Source organism: Natronoarchaeum sp. GCM10025321 (assembly GCF_042663585.1).
Taxonomy (GTDB): Archaea; Halobacteriota; Halobacteria; order Halobacteriales; family Natronoarchaeaceae; genus Natranaeroarchaeum.
Genome location: NZ_JBHTAN010000001.1, coordinates 157148 through 173492, shown reverse-complemented (window position 1 = coordinate 173492; position 16345 = coordinate 157148). Strand labels below are relative to the sequence as shown.

General features: G+C 57.8%; 13 protein-coding genes and 3 pseudogenes. 10 read left to right on the top strand and 6 right to left on the bottom strand.

Annotated elements, in window-relative coordinates; translation table 11 throughout:
• Positions 1 to 14 precede the first annotated feature (14 nt).
• Entirely contained in the window at positions 15 to 377 is a 363-nt protein-coding gene (locus ACFQL3_RS00810) for a hypothetical protein (protein WP_377050532.1), read from the bottom strand.
• Between the two features lie 170 nt (positions 378 to 547).
• Here ACFQL3_RS00810 and ACFQL3_RS00805 point away from each other — a divergent pair.
• From ACFQL3_RS00805 to ACFQL3_RS00790, 4 genes and pseudogenes are all read left to right on the top strand, one after another.
• A pseudogene (locus ACFQL3_RS00805) lies at positions 548 to 1006 on the top strand (DUF234 domain-containing protein); the annotation flags it as partial.
• A 239-nt stretch (positions 1007 to 1245) separates the two neighbouring features.
• Positions 1246 to 2514: an RNA-guided endonuclease InsQ/TnpB family protein gene (locus ACFQL3_RS00800; RefSeq protein ID WP_377050530.1), complete on the top strand. Its 1269-nt coding sequence runs from the start codon at positions 1246 to 1248 to the stop codon at positions 2512 to 2514.
• A 334-nt stretch (positions 2515 to 2848) separates the two neighbouring features.
• Positions 2849 to 3742, top strand: coding sequence for a universal stress protein (locus tag ACFQL3_RS00795; protein WP_377050528.1), 894 nt, complete (start codon positions 2849 to 2851; stop codon positions 3740 to 3742).
• A gap of 144 nt (positions 3743 to 3886) precedes the next feature.
• Positions 3887 to 6625: a cation-translocating P-type ATPase gene (locus ACFQL3_RS00790; RefSeq protein WP_377050526.1), complete on the top strand. Its 2739-nt coding sequence runs from the start codon at positions 3887 to 3889 to the stop codon at positions 6623 to 6625.
• Between the two features lie 114 nt (positions 6626 to 6739).
• On the opposite strand, the gene ACFQL3_RS00785 is transcribed toward ACFQL3_RS00790, so the two are convergent.
• On the bottom strand, positions 6740 to 7756 hold the full coding sequence (locus ACFQL3_RS00785; protein ID WP_377050524.1) for an AI-2E family transporter: 1017 nt from the start codon (positions 7754 to 7756) through the stop codon (positions 6740 to 6742).
• A 161-nt stretch (positions 7757 to 7917) separates the two neighbouring features.
• Between ACFQL3_RS00785 and ACFQL3_RS00780 the strand changes: the two are divergent.
• Positions 7918 to 8070 (top strand): annotated as a pseudogene (locus tag ACFQL3_RS00780) (amphi-Trp domain-containing protein); the annotation flags it as partial.
• On the opposite strand, the gene ACFQL3_RS00775 reads toward ACFQL3_RS00780, so the two are convergent.
• Positions 8048 to 8926, bottom strand: a complete 879-nt coding sequence (locus ACFQL3_RS00775) for a mechanosensitive ion channel family protein (RefSeq protein ID WP_377050522.1) — start codon at positions 8924 to 8926, stop codon at positions 8048 to 8050. The pseudogene ACFQL3_RS00780 and the gene ACFQL3_RS00775 overlap by 23 nt on opposite strands.
• A gap of 336 nt (positions 8927 to 9262) precedes the next feature.
• On the opposite strand from ACFQL3_RS00775, the gene ACFQL3_RS00770 reads away from it, so the two are divergent.
• Genes ACFQL3_RS00770 through ACFQL3_RS00760 form a run of 3 tightly spaced genes read left to right on the top strand, consistent with a single transcriptional unit; the run spans position 9263 to position 11167 of the window.
• Positions 9263 to 9844, top strand: a complete 582-nt coding sequence (locus tag ACFQL3_RS00770) for an HdeD family acid-resistance protein (RefSeq protein WP_377050520.1) — start codon at positions 9263 to 9265, stop codon at positions 9842 to 9844.
• 52 nt (positions 9845 to 9896) lie between these two features.
• The gene (locus tag ACFQL3_RS00765) at positions 9897 to 10499 is read left to right on the top strand and encodes a hypothetical protein (RefSeq protein WP_377050518.1); all 603 of its coding nucleotides are present in this window, start codon (positions 9897 to 9899) and stop codon (positions 10497 to 10499) included.
• Positions 10499 to 11167, top strand: a complete 669-nt coding sequence (locus tag ACFQL3_RS00760; RefSeq protein WP_377050516.1) for a hypothetical protein — start codon at positions 10499 to 10501, stop codon at positions 11165 to 11167. Before ACFQL3_RS00765 ends, ACFQL3_RS00760 begins: the two co-directional genes overlap by 1 nt.
• Positions 11168 to 11295: 128 nt before the next feature.
• On the opposite strand, the gene ACFQL3_RS00755 is transcribed toward ACFQL3_RS00760, so the two are convergent.
• The 3 genes from ACFQL3_RS00755 to ACFQL3_RS00745 all read right to left on the bottom strand — a co-directional run bounded on the left by ACFQL3_RS00755 (position 11296) and on the right by ACFQL3_RS00745 (position 14257).
• A complete protein-coding gene (locus ACFQL3_RS00755; protein ID WP_377050843.1) occupies positions 11296 to 12852 on the bottom strand; it encodes an MFS transporter in 1557 nt (518 codons plus the stop codon).
• 392 nt (positions 12853 to 13244) lie between these two features.
• Entirely contained in the window at positions 13245 to 13715 is a 471-nt protein-coding gene (locus tag ACFQL3_RS00750; RefSeq protein WP_377050841.1) for a DUF1269 domain-containing protein, read from the bottom strand.
• A 323-nt stretch (positions 13716 to 14038) separates the two neighbouring features.
• Positions 14039 to 14257, bottom strand: coding sequence for a hypothetical protein (locus ACFQL3_RS00745; RefSeq protein ID WP_377050514.1), 219 nt, complete (start codon positions 14255 to 14257; stop codon positions 14039 to 14041).
• 116 nt (positions 14258 to 14373) lie between these two features.
• Here ACFQL3_RS00745 and ACFQL3_RS00740 point away from each other — a divergent pair.
• Both ACFQL3_RS00740 and ACFQL3_RS00735 read left to right on the top strand, forming a co-directional pair.
• Positions 14374 to 14830 (top strand): annotated as a pseudogene (locus ACFQL3_RS00740) (ABC transporter permease); the annotation flags it as partial.
• 254 nt (positions 14831 to 15084) lie between these two features.
• On the top strand, positions 15085 to 16326 hold the full coding sequence (locus tag ACFQL3_RS00735) for an MgtC/SapB family protein (RefSeq protein WP_377050512.1): 1242 nt from the start codon (positions 15085 to 15087) through the stop codon (positions 16324 to 16326).
• Positions 16327 to 16345 lie beyond the last annotated feature (19 nt).

Sequence of the window (16345 nt, the reverse complement as noted above, 5' to 3'; positions counted from 1 at the left end):
CTTGATAGCGTGTCTCAGTGGATATATTCGGTCTGTCGCTGAGCTTCTGAGATGAAAAGTAGAAACGCAATTACGCCCACAAATAAAATCACGAATGGGAGCGTCGTAGCGCCTTGTTGCCCGTAGTACTGTGCGAACGCCATTGGACTCACACAGAGACCGAACAGGCCAATAGCGTAGCCCAACCTGTCTATTCGATCGTCAAATTGGATACTACTACCAAGGAGAGAAATATCGAAGGCAAAATAAAAGTACCCCGCTCCAGCGTGCACCGCCGCTGTCCCCCCCGCAACGAACCAGTCAGGGGAGAGGAACCAGTATATGCCGAGACCCATCACCAGCCCACAGAGGACGGCGAGCGGGAGATTCCTATCCATATCCTCAGATTAGTGCAGTTGTTGTAAAGCGTTATTGGTTCTCAGGTTACTCCGCTGTACGGGATTTCTTTATCGAACGAGACTACCCAGTCACCGTCGATCCGGATCGCAGCCGGAAAGGTCGGTATACGATCACAGATCCATTGTTCCGGTTCTAGTTCAGATTCGTCTATGGGCGGACAGCACGGTACGAGGTGTATGGCGAGGATGCCTACACCGACCTCATCGATCCAGAACTGCCGGACTTCGTCAGTGGGACGTTCGAGCAGTTGTGCCAGCACGCTGTCCTGTACGCGTTCGGCGACGAGTATCGTTTCGTAGAGGAACCTGGGAACTGGTGGGATGGTAGTGGAAGCGAGATCGACATCGTGGCTCCGACGAATGGAGAGAGACTCCTCGTTGGTGAGGTGAAGTTCCGACAGGACGTGATTGGATACGATGTCCTCAGTCAACTCGAATCTGAAGCCCCGAAAGTAGATTGGCATCCAGAAAGCAGTGGTGATCCAGAGTACACGTATGCGCTATTCAGTCGGTCTGGATTCTCGTCCGCAGTCAAGGAAGCCGAATCGGAACGGGACGATCTTCATCTGTTTACTGTCAATGACGTCGTCGGACTGATCACGGAGTAGCGATCGAAGTGGATTGAATTGCTACCAGCTGTGCATTGAAAACACCAGTCTCAACTTCTGCTAGAATTTGAAAGTTGAGACAACAGCGGGGTTAGCTGAAAGTGTGGGCGCTAAGCCCCCGTCCTCAAGGAGCGACCGAAGGGAGCGAGTAGGGCGGGTGATACAGCGCCCGCACGAGTTATATATGCTATTAATCAGAATACTTAACTATCAATAAGTCATAGCTGGAGACACGTCGCATGAAATACAGTCCACGCTACCGACTCTTCCCAAACGAAGAGCAACAGGACGCACTGGACTGGCAACGCGACACCATACGACAACTCTACAACCACGCACTCAGAGAATTCAACAAAATCCCCGAAGACGCTGGCACACTCCGGCAGCGCGTCTGGATGGTCCGCGACACCATCCCCGCGCTGAAAGACTGGTGGACCGACCTGAACAAGGTGTATTCCACAGTCTTGCAGAAAGCCGTTGAACGTATCCGTGACAACATCAACAACCTCGGGAAACTCAAAGCGAAAGGGTACAAGGTAGGGTCGCTGAACTGGAAGAAACCACGTGAATTCAGGAGTTTCACGTACCGTCAATCGGGCTTCAAACTCGACAAGAAGAGTGGCCCCGACGGACACGCACTCCTAACACTCAAGAAACTTGCTGGTAAAACCCGCAAAATTCCAGTTCGACTTCACCGCGACTTCCCCGACCACGACGCCATCAAGGAAGTCACGCTAAAAAAAGACGCAACGGGCGCGTGGTACGCGTCGTTCACCATCGACACCGCTGCTCCCGAGAACCCCGAGCCTGAAGACATCGACCCTGAAGACACAGTGGGACTCGACCTCGGCGTCCTCAACTTCATCCACGATTCGGACGGACGTTCAGTGAAGCGTCTCGACCTGTCACGTGACCGTGAGCGGCTCGAACGCGAACAACGGTCCCTGTCACGGAAACAGGAAGGCTCGAACAACCGGGAGAAACAGCGTCGCTGCGTCGCCGAAATCCACGCGCGGATGTCGAACAAGAAACAGGACTTCAAGCACAAACTCGCACACTTCTACACGACAGAGTACGACGCAGTGTTCGTCGAAGACCTCAATGTGAAGAGTATGCTGGAAGGATACCAGAGCGCTCGGAACAAGGCCGAGGTGGGCTGGCGTGAGTTCCTCACGATTCTCGAACACCACGGCAACAAGAACGGGTGTCACGTCGTCGAAGTCGAAGCGCGAGGCACGACAAAAGAATGCGCTGAATGCGGTGTAGAAACCGCGAAGCCGCTGTGGGTCCGCGAGCACTCTTGCCCGTCGTGCGGCTTCGAAATCGACCGAGACTGGAACGCTGCGTTGAACGTCCAACAACGTGGTTGGACTCGACTAGGAGTGGTTCACTCCGAAGACACGCCTGCGGAGACTGCGACCACTGTGGATACGCTTGCCGTATCTGCAAGTCGCGTCGTTGATTCAGGAAGCCCCTGCCTCAAGGAGGCGGCGCAAGCCGCCGAGTAGGCAGGGGTAGTTCACTGGTGCTGTCATGCGTGGTTTCGGTGGATTCTGTGACCGACGACTTCTTCAGTTCAACTCTTGGATGGCCATTCCAGTTATACTACTAACTATTTCGGGAGAGTTCCGAGTCTGCTACCAGTGGTGCCACTCAAAACCTCGGCGTTCACCCGGACTGAGCAGCCTTCTACCCAATTCCGGTCTCCTTCTTCAGTAGCGTGGGCGTGTTATCGGCTGTCACTATCGGCGAGCGTTCGTACTCACCGGAGGAGCCATTACCGTCACCATCACGGCGATACCCCCACACCCGTTTTTGTGTATTCGTGTCATTATCGAAGCTATGTTCAACCGAATTCTCTTTCCTACCGACGGAAGTGACGGGGCAGCAGTCGCGTTGGACCATCTCTTAGATTTCGCGACACGCCACAACGCGACCATCCACATCCTTAACGTCGCAAATACGACACCAGTCAGCGTCCCACAGATGCAGGAAAACGAGGTTGACGCACTCGTACAGGAGGGGGAACGACTCGTTAGTGAGGCGGCTAACCAGGCACGTCGGCGCGGCATCGACACCGTCACGGAGGTTCTCCAGGGGAAGCCGTACCGCAAAATTGTCGGGTATGCCGAAACAAACGGGCTTGATCTCGTCGTGATGCCAACGCACGGACGCCGGGGACTTGAACGGTTTCTGCTCGGGAGCACGACCGAGCGAGTCGTCCGCCGAGCGGATGTCCCTGTGCTCACGATACACCCAGACGCTGATGGCACCATTACGTATCCCCATCAGGATATCCTCGTCCCGACCGACGGGAGCGACTGTGCGAATCAAGCGCTCGCTCTCGGAGTTGATCTGATAGATACCGAGGGGGCGGCACTGCATCTCCTCTCTGTTATTGCTGTTGCGGCGTTGGGGGTTAATATCCGTACCGATATCCAGATGGATTTATTGGAGCAAAGTGCTCACGAACTTCTCGACGAGGCCGCGACGGTTGCGGAAAACGCTGGCGTCGAACAAACGTCGAAAACGGTCGAATACGGCGCCTCCATTCACAAAGCGATCCTCGCGTATATCGACAAACACGACATTGACCTCGTCGTCGTCGGCACCCACGGGCGCACGGGCTTTGACCGATACGTCCTTGGCAGCGTCACCGAGTATCTTATTCGGACGTCGCCTATTCCAGTATTGACGGTTCCAGCACCCGACCCTGACACAGAAGAAATCCACTAATACAATGGAAGGTCTTCGGGACGTATTTTGGTCCTCCGACTGTGTTTTTACCTCACCCGTAATATGTGAGAGAGTAGAACTGTACGACTCTAAGGATAGAACCCAACCGAAGTACGGCGTTTCTCAATCGGAGCCTTTGACAGTATGACTCGTTCAAATGCGGACACGACCCCTTCGGAACCCTGGCATGCGACAGCAATGGGTGACATCTTCTCGGCGTTGGCGACCGACGAAGAGGGGCTTTCGACAGACGAGGCGGATCGCAGACTGTCGGAGTACGGAACAAACGACATCCACGAGGCCGAACGGACGTCGACGCTTGATTTACTCCTCTCCCAGTTCCGTAACCCGCTTATTTATTTGCTCGTCGTAGCGGCGCTTTTGTCACTCGGCACAGGGTTCCTTCCCGGTGGTGAGCCGAGTTACACTGAGGCGGTGTTCATCGTACTTATTATCACTGCTAATGCGGTGTTCGGATTCGTCCAGGATTACCAGGCCGCCCGGTCTATCGAAGCACTTCGTGAACTCGCAACGCCGCAGGCGACCGTCTTCCGTGACGGAAAAAAACAGCTAATCGACGCAGAGCAGGTCGTCCCAGGGGATATCATCTATCTTGAACAGGGAGATGCAATTCCGGCCGACGCCAGAGTACTCAACGCCGAGGAGTTACGGACGAACGAGTCCCTACTCACCGGGGAGAGCAAACCTGTCGAGAAGACGACCGAATGCGTTGACGACGACACGCCACTGGCCGAGCGCCGCAATATGGTCTACAAGAATACGACCGTCGTAAAAGGCCGGGGAAGAGCGGTTGTCGTCGAAACCGGTATGGAGACGGAAGTCGGTGGGATCGCCACCCAGTTGGAGGAGGCCGACGACCGGCAGACGCCGTTCCAGACCGAAGTCGAACATCTTGGCAAACAGATCGGGGGACTCGTCGTGTCGTTGATTGTCTTGGTCGTCGTTGTCCAGTTCTTGTTCACGGCGACAGAGTCGACCGCGATTCTGCTTGTGGGCATCACCCTCGCCGTTGCGGGTGTCCCGGAGGGGCTCCCTGCAGTCGTAACGTTTACCCTGGCACTGGGTGCACGGGAGATGGTCGACCGGAATGCGCTGGTCAGACGACTTCCGGTCGTGGAGAGCCTGGGCTCGGTCGACGTTATCGTCACCGACAAGACGGGCACGGTGACGGAAAACCGTATGACAGTAACTCGACTATACGCTTCGGGATCCGTTGTTAACTTGTCTAAATCGAACTCGAAATCAGGGAATGGTGACGTTGACGGCCGGCGGGTTGTTGCGAACGGGGATCAAAGTCGTGATCCAGACGTTGGCCAGCTATTGCGATGCGGTTCTCTCTGCAACAACGTGGACCGAACGGACGACGACGAGTATCGTGGTGAGCCGACCGAGATTGCCCTCCGAAAAGTAGCGGATGACGAAGGGATCGACCCGAGCGGAGAACGGATCCGGGAGATCCAGTTTTCCTCGGAGCGAAAGCGGATGACCGTTATCGTCGAAGACGGGGAGCCGACGGCCTACATGAAGGGAGCTCCGGAAGTCGTCCTCGAGCGATGTGACTCTTACCTCGAAGACGGCGACGTACACGAACTCACCAATAAACAGCGCCGGGAGATCCTGAACCAAACGGAATCCTTCGCAGAGGACGCACTCCGGGTGCTAGGTTTCGCTTCGAAGCCCGTTGAGAACCCATCGGCTGACGCGGATCGAATCGAGGACGAAATGGTGTTTCTCGGCTTACAAGGGATGCTCGATCCACCCCGAGAGGAAGTCGAGGACGCAATCGCCGACTGTCGGTCGGCCGGCATCCGGACTGTGCTGGCGACCGGTGACAATCTCATGACAGCCAGGGCTGTAGGCGAGCAAATCGGGCTTGACCCGGCTGGTGCGCTCACCGGCGGCGATGTCGCCGAGCAGTCGGACGAGGAGATGGGGGAAACTATCGAGGATGTCGATGTCTTTGCCCGGGTGTCACCGGATCACAAGGTCCGTATTCTGAATGCGCTTCAGGAGAACGGACACAACGTTGTGATGACGGGCGACGGCGTCAACGACGCGCCAGCACTCACGCAAGCGGATGTCGGGGTTGCGATGGGACAGCGCGGTACCGACGTCGCTCGACAGGCATCTGATATGATCTTGCAGGACGACAACTTCGCCACGATCCGTGATGCCGTCGAAGAGGGGCGGGGCATCTTCGAGAATGTGCGCAAGTTCGTCAACTATCTCGTCTCGACCAACACCGGTGAGGTACTGGTGGTGTTTTTGGGTGTGTTGCTCGGGAGTTTGTTCTTCCCCGGACAGTTCTCTGGGACGTCGCAGGCGTTGATTCTGACACCGATCCTGATTCTCTGGATCAATCTCGTCGCGGATACGCTTCCAGCGCTCGCGCTGGGTGCGGACCCACACGCAGAGGGACTTATGAATCGGCCCCCACGACCCTCGGATGAAGGGGTGATTAACACGCGTGTCCTCGTGTCGATACTGACTATCGCGGTTCTGTTAGCAGTGACTGGTCTGAGTATCTTCTTTTACTCCCTCGACCGCACGGGCTCGCTCCTTCGCGCTCAGTCGCTCCTGTTCACCTTCATCGTCGTCGTCGAGCTGATCCGCATCCAGGTGATCCGCTCGCGGTACGATCAGACACTTCGCTCGAATCTCTGGCTCGTCGGTGCGATCGGCGTGTCACTTCTCGTCCACCTCGCAGTCCTGTACACACCACTTCACGAGTTCTACCAAGTCGTTCCCCTCACCCTTCTCGAGTGGGGATGGATAGCCGTTGGATTCGTCGTATTCCTCCTGCTCAACGTGGTCTTATCCGTACTGAATAGCCGAATATTCGAATCTCGGGCATCAGAATGACGTCCTCCCCCTCGTCGCCGGACAGGTTCTCCTGGAGTTTTGCCGCCGGTTTGACACGCCGAATCTGAGGACGAGGCTCGGACTGCTGTTGTTCGACTGATCACGAACGCTCGGTCAGCCGATCTCTCTCTCGTCGATCCGTGACCAGTTATCCAAGCCGATGCGGAGAGCGGCTTTGAGTCCGCCGAGGACGACGGGGCCGAAGAACAGTCCCATGATCCCGAATGCGTACGCGCCTCCGAGGATACCGAGGAGGATGACGGCCGGATTCAGCTTAGCGTACCTGTCGACGGCGAATGGTCGGAGATAGTCGTCGGTGAGTCCAACCACGATAACACTGTAGACGAATAATCCGGCGGCGAGCACCGGTTCGTCCGTGAGATACAGGTAGACCACCGCCCCACCCCAGACGGGGATCGCACCGACGAGCGGAACCATCGCGAGAACGATCATAACGGCCGTCCAGAACACCGCATTGGGAACGCCAGTAGCGACGAGTCCGATTCCGGCGACGACCCCCTGGACGATGGCGACAAAGACGTGTCCGAAGAGAACACCCCACATCACGTCGTTGATCTCGGCGTAGAGGTCGCGCTGGATGTCCGTCGGGAGGGGGATCGTTCGGTGGAGCCAGTCGAGCAGGTCATCGGCGTCTTTGAGAAGGTAGTAGACGAGAAAGAGCGCTAACGCGATCCCGATGAGGTGGAAGGTGATCGTACCGAACGCCTGGGTCGACCGCTCGAATACGATCGTTCCGATTTCCCGCCCTGAGCTGACGAGTTCTCCGGCGATATCGATCTCTCGTCCGGTGAGTTCCTCGATCCGGGATTCGACCACTTCGATCTGCAGCGAGTTCGTGTCGAAGTCTTTCAGAATCCGGTCGGCACCATCCACGACTGTCGCGAGGATCACCACGAATGGGACGACGAATCCCGCGACTGCCAGAATCAGGAGCGAGAGTGCGGCGATCATCGGCGATACATACGCTTCGAGACGGATCTGCAGCGGATAGAGCACGTAGGCGAGGAGGACGGCACCGAGGACGTACTGGAGAAACGGCTGGATCACCATGGCCGATAACACCAGCAGGGCGACGACGAGGGCGAGGACAAACCCCTTACTGAGGTTCACATGTGTGAATTTGTCGAGCGATAACAAAAAGATTCGATATCTATCGCCGCTTTTGACCACTCGGACTGCCATCGACTGTCAGGTTCATCTGAGGAACAGGCGAAACCCCCCGTTCAGGACGGGGAGGATGTCAACTGTCTGAATACACACCAAGATAGCGTATCCACGAAGAAGTACTGTTCAAATCCGAGAGCGCCCAGAGCCGAGACGAAATCGCGTCGCACCTTCGGAGTGTTGCCGAAAAGATTGACTAGGGAAGTTCGATCACCCAGAAAACAGGATCAGAACCCGTCATGATGAACTCCCCTCCTCGGAAGCGACGTTTGTGACCTCGAGGCCGCCCGAAAGTTCCGTATTGGGATACGGGATGTCGATCCCCTCGGCGTCGAAGCGGTGTTTGACTGCTTCGGTAAACTGCGAACGAACCGCCGGGTAACTGCTTTCAGACGGGTCGATCCAGACTCGTCCCGAGAGGCTAACCGCCGAGTCACCCAGTTCCACGAGGGGGGCTGTCGGTTCGGGAACAGCAAGGACGCCGTCAATACGGGCGCCCTCTTCAACGATGGCGTTCCGTGCTCGGGTGATATCTTCGTCGTATTCGACGCCGAACCCGACCGACACCCGGCGTCGATCGTTTGCAACGTTGTTGATCACCGCCGCGTTAGCGAGGTCGCTATTCGGCACCGTCATCAGTTGATTGTCGAGGGTGTCGAGTTTCGTTACCCGCAGGTGGATCTCACGTACCACGCCGTCGTTCCCGTTCCATTCGATCCAATCGCCGACCGTGAACGTCCTGTCCTTGATGACGAACACGCCGGCAACGAAGTTCGCGATGAGATCCTGTGCGGCGAAGCCGATCGCAAGCGTGAGTGCACCTCCCAAGGTCGCAAACGCGGCGAGAACACTCCCGAATCCGGCAATCGTTGCGGCCAGCGCGGCTGCAAAGATGGTCATCACCCCGACAGTCATACTCACAGCGAAGCCGACGAGCGTCTCGTCGAAGTCCCGGCGTTTGAGGCTACTTTCGACCGCTTGAGTCACGAGGGACCGCCCGAGTCGGTAAACGACGAGAAACACGATGATGAATAGCAGCGTCGTCACAATCGCGTTCGTGAGCGACGGAATGAACTGCTGCAGGTCAATTGGAACCCATTGTTGTATCAGGAACATCTATACGTTCCAGTGGTATCGATTACACTCTGTTATTCGCCCGTTGACCGGTCGCTTTCGTGAGTTTACGCGGGGATCGGCGCGCTTCGAACCGAGTCGTGACCGGTCGGAGGTATCTCTGTGTTATTGTAGCCATAAATCATATGTTACTTTACACTATTGGGCCGTGATTCGGTTGAAAACCGGAGTCCCTCGCGACGATCCGCAGTAAGGCGTCTTGAGTCGGCCAACATGTTTAATTTGGATCACTTATCAAAATAAAGGTGCTTCTAGCTAGGTCTGTGATGTAATGAACGATATATACTATTTTTAATGTAAGCCGGCGAGATATACCCGATGAGTCCAGCTAACACAGTCAACCCAGAATCGAACCGTACTGGGAGCAGCACCGCTGCAGTGGCCGGAGCGATGCTCGCGGTACTCGGAGCCCTCGCGCTGATATTTCCGTTTGTTACAGGAATTTCGCTGTCCGTTTTACTCGGCATTGTCCTCGTTGCCAGCGCGATTGTGCACGTTTCACACGCCTTCTCTGCAGGGACGCTCAGAGACAAGCTCGGTCAAGTGATACTTGCGGTACTCTACGGCGTCGCCGGAATTGTTTTTATGGCGAACCCCGTTGTCGGGCTGTTGACGTTGACCCTACTAGCTGTCGGCTTCTTCATCGCCGACGGCATCGTGGAGGTCGCGTGGGGGATACGAAGCCGCGGCCGGCCCGGATCCGCGTGGCTGCTCGCCAGCGGGAGCATCTCGTTCGTGCTCGGCGGTCTCCTCTGGATCGGATTCCCGAGCGACGCGGTCTGGGCTATCGGTGTTCTCTTCGGGATTAATTTGATCGTGACCGGCGTCTCGGTGATCCTCCTCGGATGGGAGAGTCGTAACTCGGTCGCACAACACACCACCCAACGGAGTCAAGGATGAAGTCGCCGCTCGACACAGTCCATACTGATCGTCTCAAGGAGCAACCCCGAGCATGAGTCAACAACTACCCGAAGAGTGGTTTCTCGAGGACACTCGGATCAACGCGGCTATCACGTGGGTGCTCGTCGGCGCTCTCGTCATCGTCGCGATAACCGCGTTTCTGGAGTTCTTGCTCGCCCGGATGGCGCTCGCTGCCTTTGCGGCGTTCGTCGCCATCACCCCGGCGCTCGTCGAGAGAACGTGGACTCGAACGGTTCCGTGGCCGCTGTTACTGATCTGTACGATCCCCCTCTCGACGGGAGCGCTCGGGATCAGCTTCTTCGTCGATGTCGTCACCGGTCTCAGTATCGCCGCGCTGGGGATGCTCGTGGTCGCTGCGTTCCAATCGACGGGGTCAGTTCGGATGACGCCGAACTTCGCCGTGTTCTTCGTCGTGTTCGCCACGATGGCGACTGCAGGCCTCTGGGCGATTCTGTCGGCGGGTTCGGCCTACTATTTCGATACGGCTTTCGTCGAAACCAACGACGAGCTGATGATGATTTTCAACGCCGCGGCACTAGCAGCGTTCGTCGCCGGCGGCATCTTTCGGCTGTACTTCCAGCGGCAACTCAAGGCTAACCTCGACCACGTCGGCGGCGAAGGGGTGAGTGCGTAATGAACATTCGGGCCCGCATGCACGTCTCTCATCGCACGCAAGTGGTTATCGTCAGAGTCCTCCAGGTCCTGTTAGTCGCCATGCTCGGGTTTGGATTGTATTCCGGCAACGTCGTATTCGCGTTCTACGCCGCAATCGGGCTCTTCGTCACACAGTTACCCGCAATCCTGGAGGGTCGATACCAGATCGTCATGGACGTGTGGCTCGTCATCTGGATCACGATGGCGGTGTTCTTGCATGCGCTCGGGACGGTGCCGCTCCCTGGACTCGACTTCCAGAGTTTGTACGGTGCGACGTGGTGGTGGGACCATCTGACCCACGCGCTGTCCTCGTCGATAGTCGTCGCCTCGGGCTATGCGGTGACGCGAGCCTTCCAAGAACACACTGAACACATCCATCTGGGACCGAAGTTCATGTTCGTCTACCTGCTGATCTTCGTGTTAGCCTTCGGCGTGATCTGGGAACTCCTCGAGTTTTACATCGCCGTGGGCGCGGACCTGTTCGGCATCCCCAAAGTGCTCACACAGTACGGGCTTGACGACACCGTTCTGGACCTCATGTACAACAGTATTGGTGGCATACTTGTCGCCGTCTTCGGGACGACGTACCTGACCGGCATCTCCGACCAACTGGGGGATCGACTCGAGTCGAGGTCGGCAAACCGCTGACGAACGCGGTCAGGCTGTGTCACCACCTCCGTTCTTGGCGTCTCATCGCTGCCATCACGAAACCCGAGAGGTCCCGGTGCGGTCGTGTGCCTTAATTCGCAGCGTTTTCCAAGGAGCGGCCGAGCCGATCAGGGCCGCCCTGAGTCGCGTGGAATGAACGCCGAAGTGACGAGGGTGAGCAACACGAAAACAACGAGGAGTAGCAACGTCGCCCGCTGTGCGTCGACCATGGCGGCCTTGAAGATGCCCTCTAGCAGTTCCTGTTCGGCAGGGGTCAGCCGGGTAATGAACGCCTGCCGGGTCGCCTCTGTTGCCGTCTCGGACGCCTGTTGGAGCGTCCGTGCCAGTTCGTCGCGTTGTTCTACCGACACGGCGGCGTCGCTCGCCCGGAGCACGCCGTCTATCACTCCCCGGTAGAACTGCCCGAGCAGGAAGGCACCGACGACGGCCGTCCCCAGCGCGTATCCGAGCATCCCGGTAGCGTTCATTACGCCGGATGCCTCCGAGGAGTTCGCCTGTGAGACGGCCGACAGCGTCGTGTTGACGAGCTGGGGCATCAGCAATCCGACGCCGACGCCGATAACTGCCATCGGGGGGGCCATGCTCCTGACGGTCTGGTCCGGGGTCGTCCCCTGGAACAGCAACAGGAGGCCGACGCCCATTAGCACGATGCCGGTCTGGACGAGAATCTTCGGCGAGACGTAGGCGCTCCAGCCAGTCGTGAACGTCGAGACGAGCAGCGTCCCGATTGAAAACGGGAGCATTGCGACCCCGGCCTCGAACGCAGTGTAGCCGAGCCCTGACTGGAGGTATACCGGGATGACGAAAATGAACCCGGCCATGACGAGCGACCGGGCACCGAACGTGAGCGACCCCGCAACGAACGGGCGGTTCGTCAGAATCTCCATCGGGACGAGCGGTGAGCCACCGGCTCGTTCCAGGCGGAGTTCGTACTGGGTGAATGCGGCGAACGCGAGCAACCCCAGCCCAATCACCCAGACCGCCGGCGATGTGCCGAAGGGGTTGAACTGGACGCCGAAGACAACGAACGGCCGCGTCGCGACCAGCCACCCGAACTTGCCAGCCAGAAGAAGGCCGACGACGAGCGACGTCGCGCCGACCATGGAGAGGGCCGTCCCACCGATGTCCAGGGAGTCGCTATCCTGCGTCAGCGGGGCCGCGCTCACGTAGCGGACGAACACCAACGCGACGAGCACGACGACTGCCTCGAGGGCGAACCCCCACCGCCAACTAGCAAATGTCGTCAGTGCTCCGCCGAGTATCGGCCCGATGGCCGCGCCGGTAGCGTTCACCCCCGCCAGTAGCCCGAGCGCCTTCGCGCGGTCTTTCCCCTCGTAGGTGACCACGAGCACGGTAAACGTCAGAGGCATAAGCACGGCCGCCGCGGCGCCCTCAACGATGGACCAGCCGAAATATAGGACTGCAGGGCTCCAACTGACAGCTGCCAATAGCGTCCCGACGGTGTAGACGACGAGCGTACCCTGCATCAGCCGTCGGACGCCGTACCTCGATGGGAGCTTACCAGCGGGAAGCATCAGTGCCGCCATCACGAGTGAGTAAACCGCTATCGCGCCCTGCACGACGGGCACGGTGGTGTCCAGATCCGAGACGATAGCGGGGACAGCTACGTTCATCAGGGTCGCATCTATGACTGCGATGAACATTGACAAGCTCACCGCGATGGCCGGACCCCAGTACGATAGTGCACCCTGATGCTTTTCCACGTCGTCGACTTCGTCCCGGAGTTCATCCCCGTCAGAACTCATTGCGTCGCCCCAGGAGCGACCACCTGCGCGGTCTGTAGTTCCGGCAGTTGCCCGGCAAATATATTCGTCTCGACATATCTGGCGCGAACGATTGTATTACGGTCGACCTCTCCTGTGAACTGGTTACCGATCGCGTCGAAAAGGGCGGATCGGGTTCTCTCGGGGATCGACATCTGGGCCAGTCGCATGTGATGGTAAGGTGCCAGTCGTACAAGCATTCCAGACAATCAGTCGGTGGGGTTTCCGCTCGTATAAATCGGTTCCGCCGGGGTGGCCGGGGCCTTGTCGGCTTACCCGGACACTTCTTCTGCGGCGAAGGTCTCGCGGAGGCGCCTGTCGTCTTCGGGTGATAGATTCGTATCGATGATCTCGAATTCGTACTCGAAGTCCGATAGTTCCTCCTCGATGCGCTCGAGGTTGCCCTCCCGGCTTAGCAGGAACAGCGCGGAGTTTCCGGGGTCGATCGCGTCCCGCACCTCCTTGATAAAGTCGTCGTCGATGCCGATGTCGCCGAGTTTTCCGGAGACTGCACCGGCAGTAGCACCGGCCAAGAGGCCAAGCCACGGGGCGAAAAACAGCAACCCGATCAGCATACCCCAGAAGGCGCCGCCGAGGGCTCCTGCGCCAACGAGGCTGTATGCCTGTTTGACCTTCGCGCGCCCTTTTTCATTGCGGACGACCACCGCCGCATCCTCAAGTTTGATCAGTTCCCTTTTCTGTAAATCGTACATCCTGTCACGCATCGCTTCCGCACCGTCCATGTCGCCAAACTTGAGTACTACCAGTGAACTCATACGCCTGCCTTTGTGTAAGACTTTATAGTTAATTGCTCTCAATAGAACAAATTGCTGGGCTTACTCCCCACACATCCCACAGTATAGGCCGCTTAGGACAGATTTCAATCTTTTCGCCCCCGAAATTTCGACGAGAGATACAGATCCGTGATGATAGGGCCGCCCCGTTGTGTGCTGGTTTCGGAACTGATTCTCCGGACGTCCGCTCGTATCTGTCGCATTTCTTAGTGGCGGGCGTGACACAGGATGCACACGAGGAAAAAAACCGCTCGGCCCGTCGACGGATTCTGTCAGCGGTGGGGCAGGTCCTCTTGACCAGTGACGAGTAGTGTTGGTACCGAAACGTAGGTGCGTGTCCCAGGGTTGTCGGGGCCGTGGAGCGTCGCCGCTACGTTACCCCCACGGAGCGCCTGCTCGACGAGTTCGATACCGACCTCGGTGACGGTACTGACCTTTTCGAGAAAAATTGGCTCAAGCGCCCCGAGCAGTGGACCTCGATGTAAGACCATGCGATAAGCTATTGGGGAACAATGATTCACGCAAGCGGTAGTGGGAATGGCGTCCCGAAACTAGCGAGAGCGACTAACTCCGAAGTCGGTAGCGGCAACCCCAACTCAAGGTGGAGATTATCGTCGGCCTTGGCGTCCTGCTTGGCGCAGAGATTCTCACTGGTTTCGTTGGTGTCGTCGGCATCATCGCCATCGGCGTTCTGTTTTCGCTCTGGTTCGTCGCGTTCTCGAACGCACTGGCGATTCTCACGAGGGATCAGGAATCGACGATCATCGGTGCAAACCTGCTGCAGTTCCCGCTACTGTTTCTCTCGAGTGCGTTCCTCCCTCTCGAGGCACTTCCAGATTGGATTCAGACGTTCGCCCGGTTCAACCCCGTTACCTACGGCGTCGATGCGACACGCTCGCTCATGGTCGATCAGGACGTGATGACCGTCATCGAGGTTACGTGGTTTGATGGTGCCCTGAATGGAGTCGTCCCCGGTGTGGCCGTCCTGACCATCCTCGCTCTCCTTTTCGGTGGTGTCGCAGTGTATTCTGCTCTCCCGTGCGTCGAGTTCCGACGTGAAATAACGGCTCGTCGACGAGGAAGCATCAGACAGGGTAATTTTTGGCGGCACTGATCGATTCATGTTCTCTCTGTCCACCATTTGTATCAGTAATTGTTCCGCCGGATCCCTTGGAGAGAGCTACGAATCGAGGCGGTAGCTGCCCCTCGTAAGATCGGGGCCTACGCTAGCCAGAATTAAACGAATCAGCGCACGCAATGCGCCCGTACTATTGTTTGATAACCCACTGGATTGATACATTACATAATGATCGATCCTATGACTACTCCACTCGCCGAAATTATCATCCATCTCCTTCTCGCGGGTGGCCTCGGCGCACTCATCGGTCTGGAGCGAGAGCAAAGCGAGTCGGGCGGATCGTTCGCCGGGAGCAGGACGTTCCCGCTCATCGCACTCTATGGGGCTCTCGTTCAGGCGTTCTTTCCGGGCATGCTTCCGCTCGTTGTGGGAACACTCGCCGTGCCGCTTACCATTGCGTACGTCGGGAAAGTCTGGTACGAAGGCGACATCGGCCTGACGACGCTCGTGGCGGCCCTCATCACAGTCGTCCTCGGAGCGATGACGATGCACTCGAACCGAGGAGCGGTCGTCGCGATCATCATCGGTGGGCTTGTCACGGTGTTGCTCTCGGTGAAAGATCCCGTCCACGAGTTCGCCGATCAGATCGAAGCAAGCGAACGACGGGCATCGGCAAAGTTCATTCTCGTGGTCCTCGTTGTCCTCCCTGCCCTGCCGGATCGGTCGGTCGATCTCCTCTACGGACTCAATCCGAGGTTCGTCTGGTTGATGGTCGTGTTCGTCACCGGCCTTGGATTCGTGGCCTACGTGCTCGGTCAGGCGCTCGGTCCCGAGCGAGGTATTGCGATCACTGGAATCGTCGGGGGGTTCGTCTCCTCCACCGCGACGACGGTTTCGATGGCGGAGAAAACGACTCAGAGCGCGATGCTCTATCACGTCTGTGCCTTCGCGGTCGTCACCGCCTCCATCGTGATGTTCCCGCGAGCGCTCATCGAAATCGCGGTCGTCAACCCCGAGTTGCTCCCGAGTGTGGCAGTACCATTAGGAGCGATGACCGTAGTCGGAGCAGTCGCTGCCGGCGGGTTGTACTGGCTAACTGCGTCCGACGAGACGGTCGAAGCCGAAGAGCTCAGCAACCCGTTTCGCCTCCGGCCAGCCCTCCTCTTCGGGGTCATCTTCGCGGTCGTGTTGCTCGTCTCAGAATCCGCTAACGAGTGGTTCGGCTCGTCGGGAATATACGCGACCGCGTTCTTCTCCGGTCTTGCCGACGTCGATGCGATGACGATAACGCTGAGCCAACTCGCAGCGGAAGGCACTGTTTCCACAGAGGTCGCCACGACGGGAATCGTCATCGCCGCGGTCGCGAATACGTTCCTCAAAGCCATTCTGGCGTGGATTCTCGGCACCTACATGTTGGGGAGGCTCGTCTCTGTCGTGCTGGGTGTCGTGGTCCTGAGTGGCCTGTTATTCATTTCCTTTTGACTTGAGGGTGCGGGGGGTA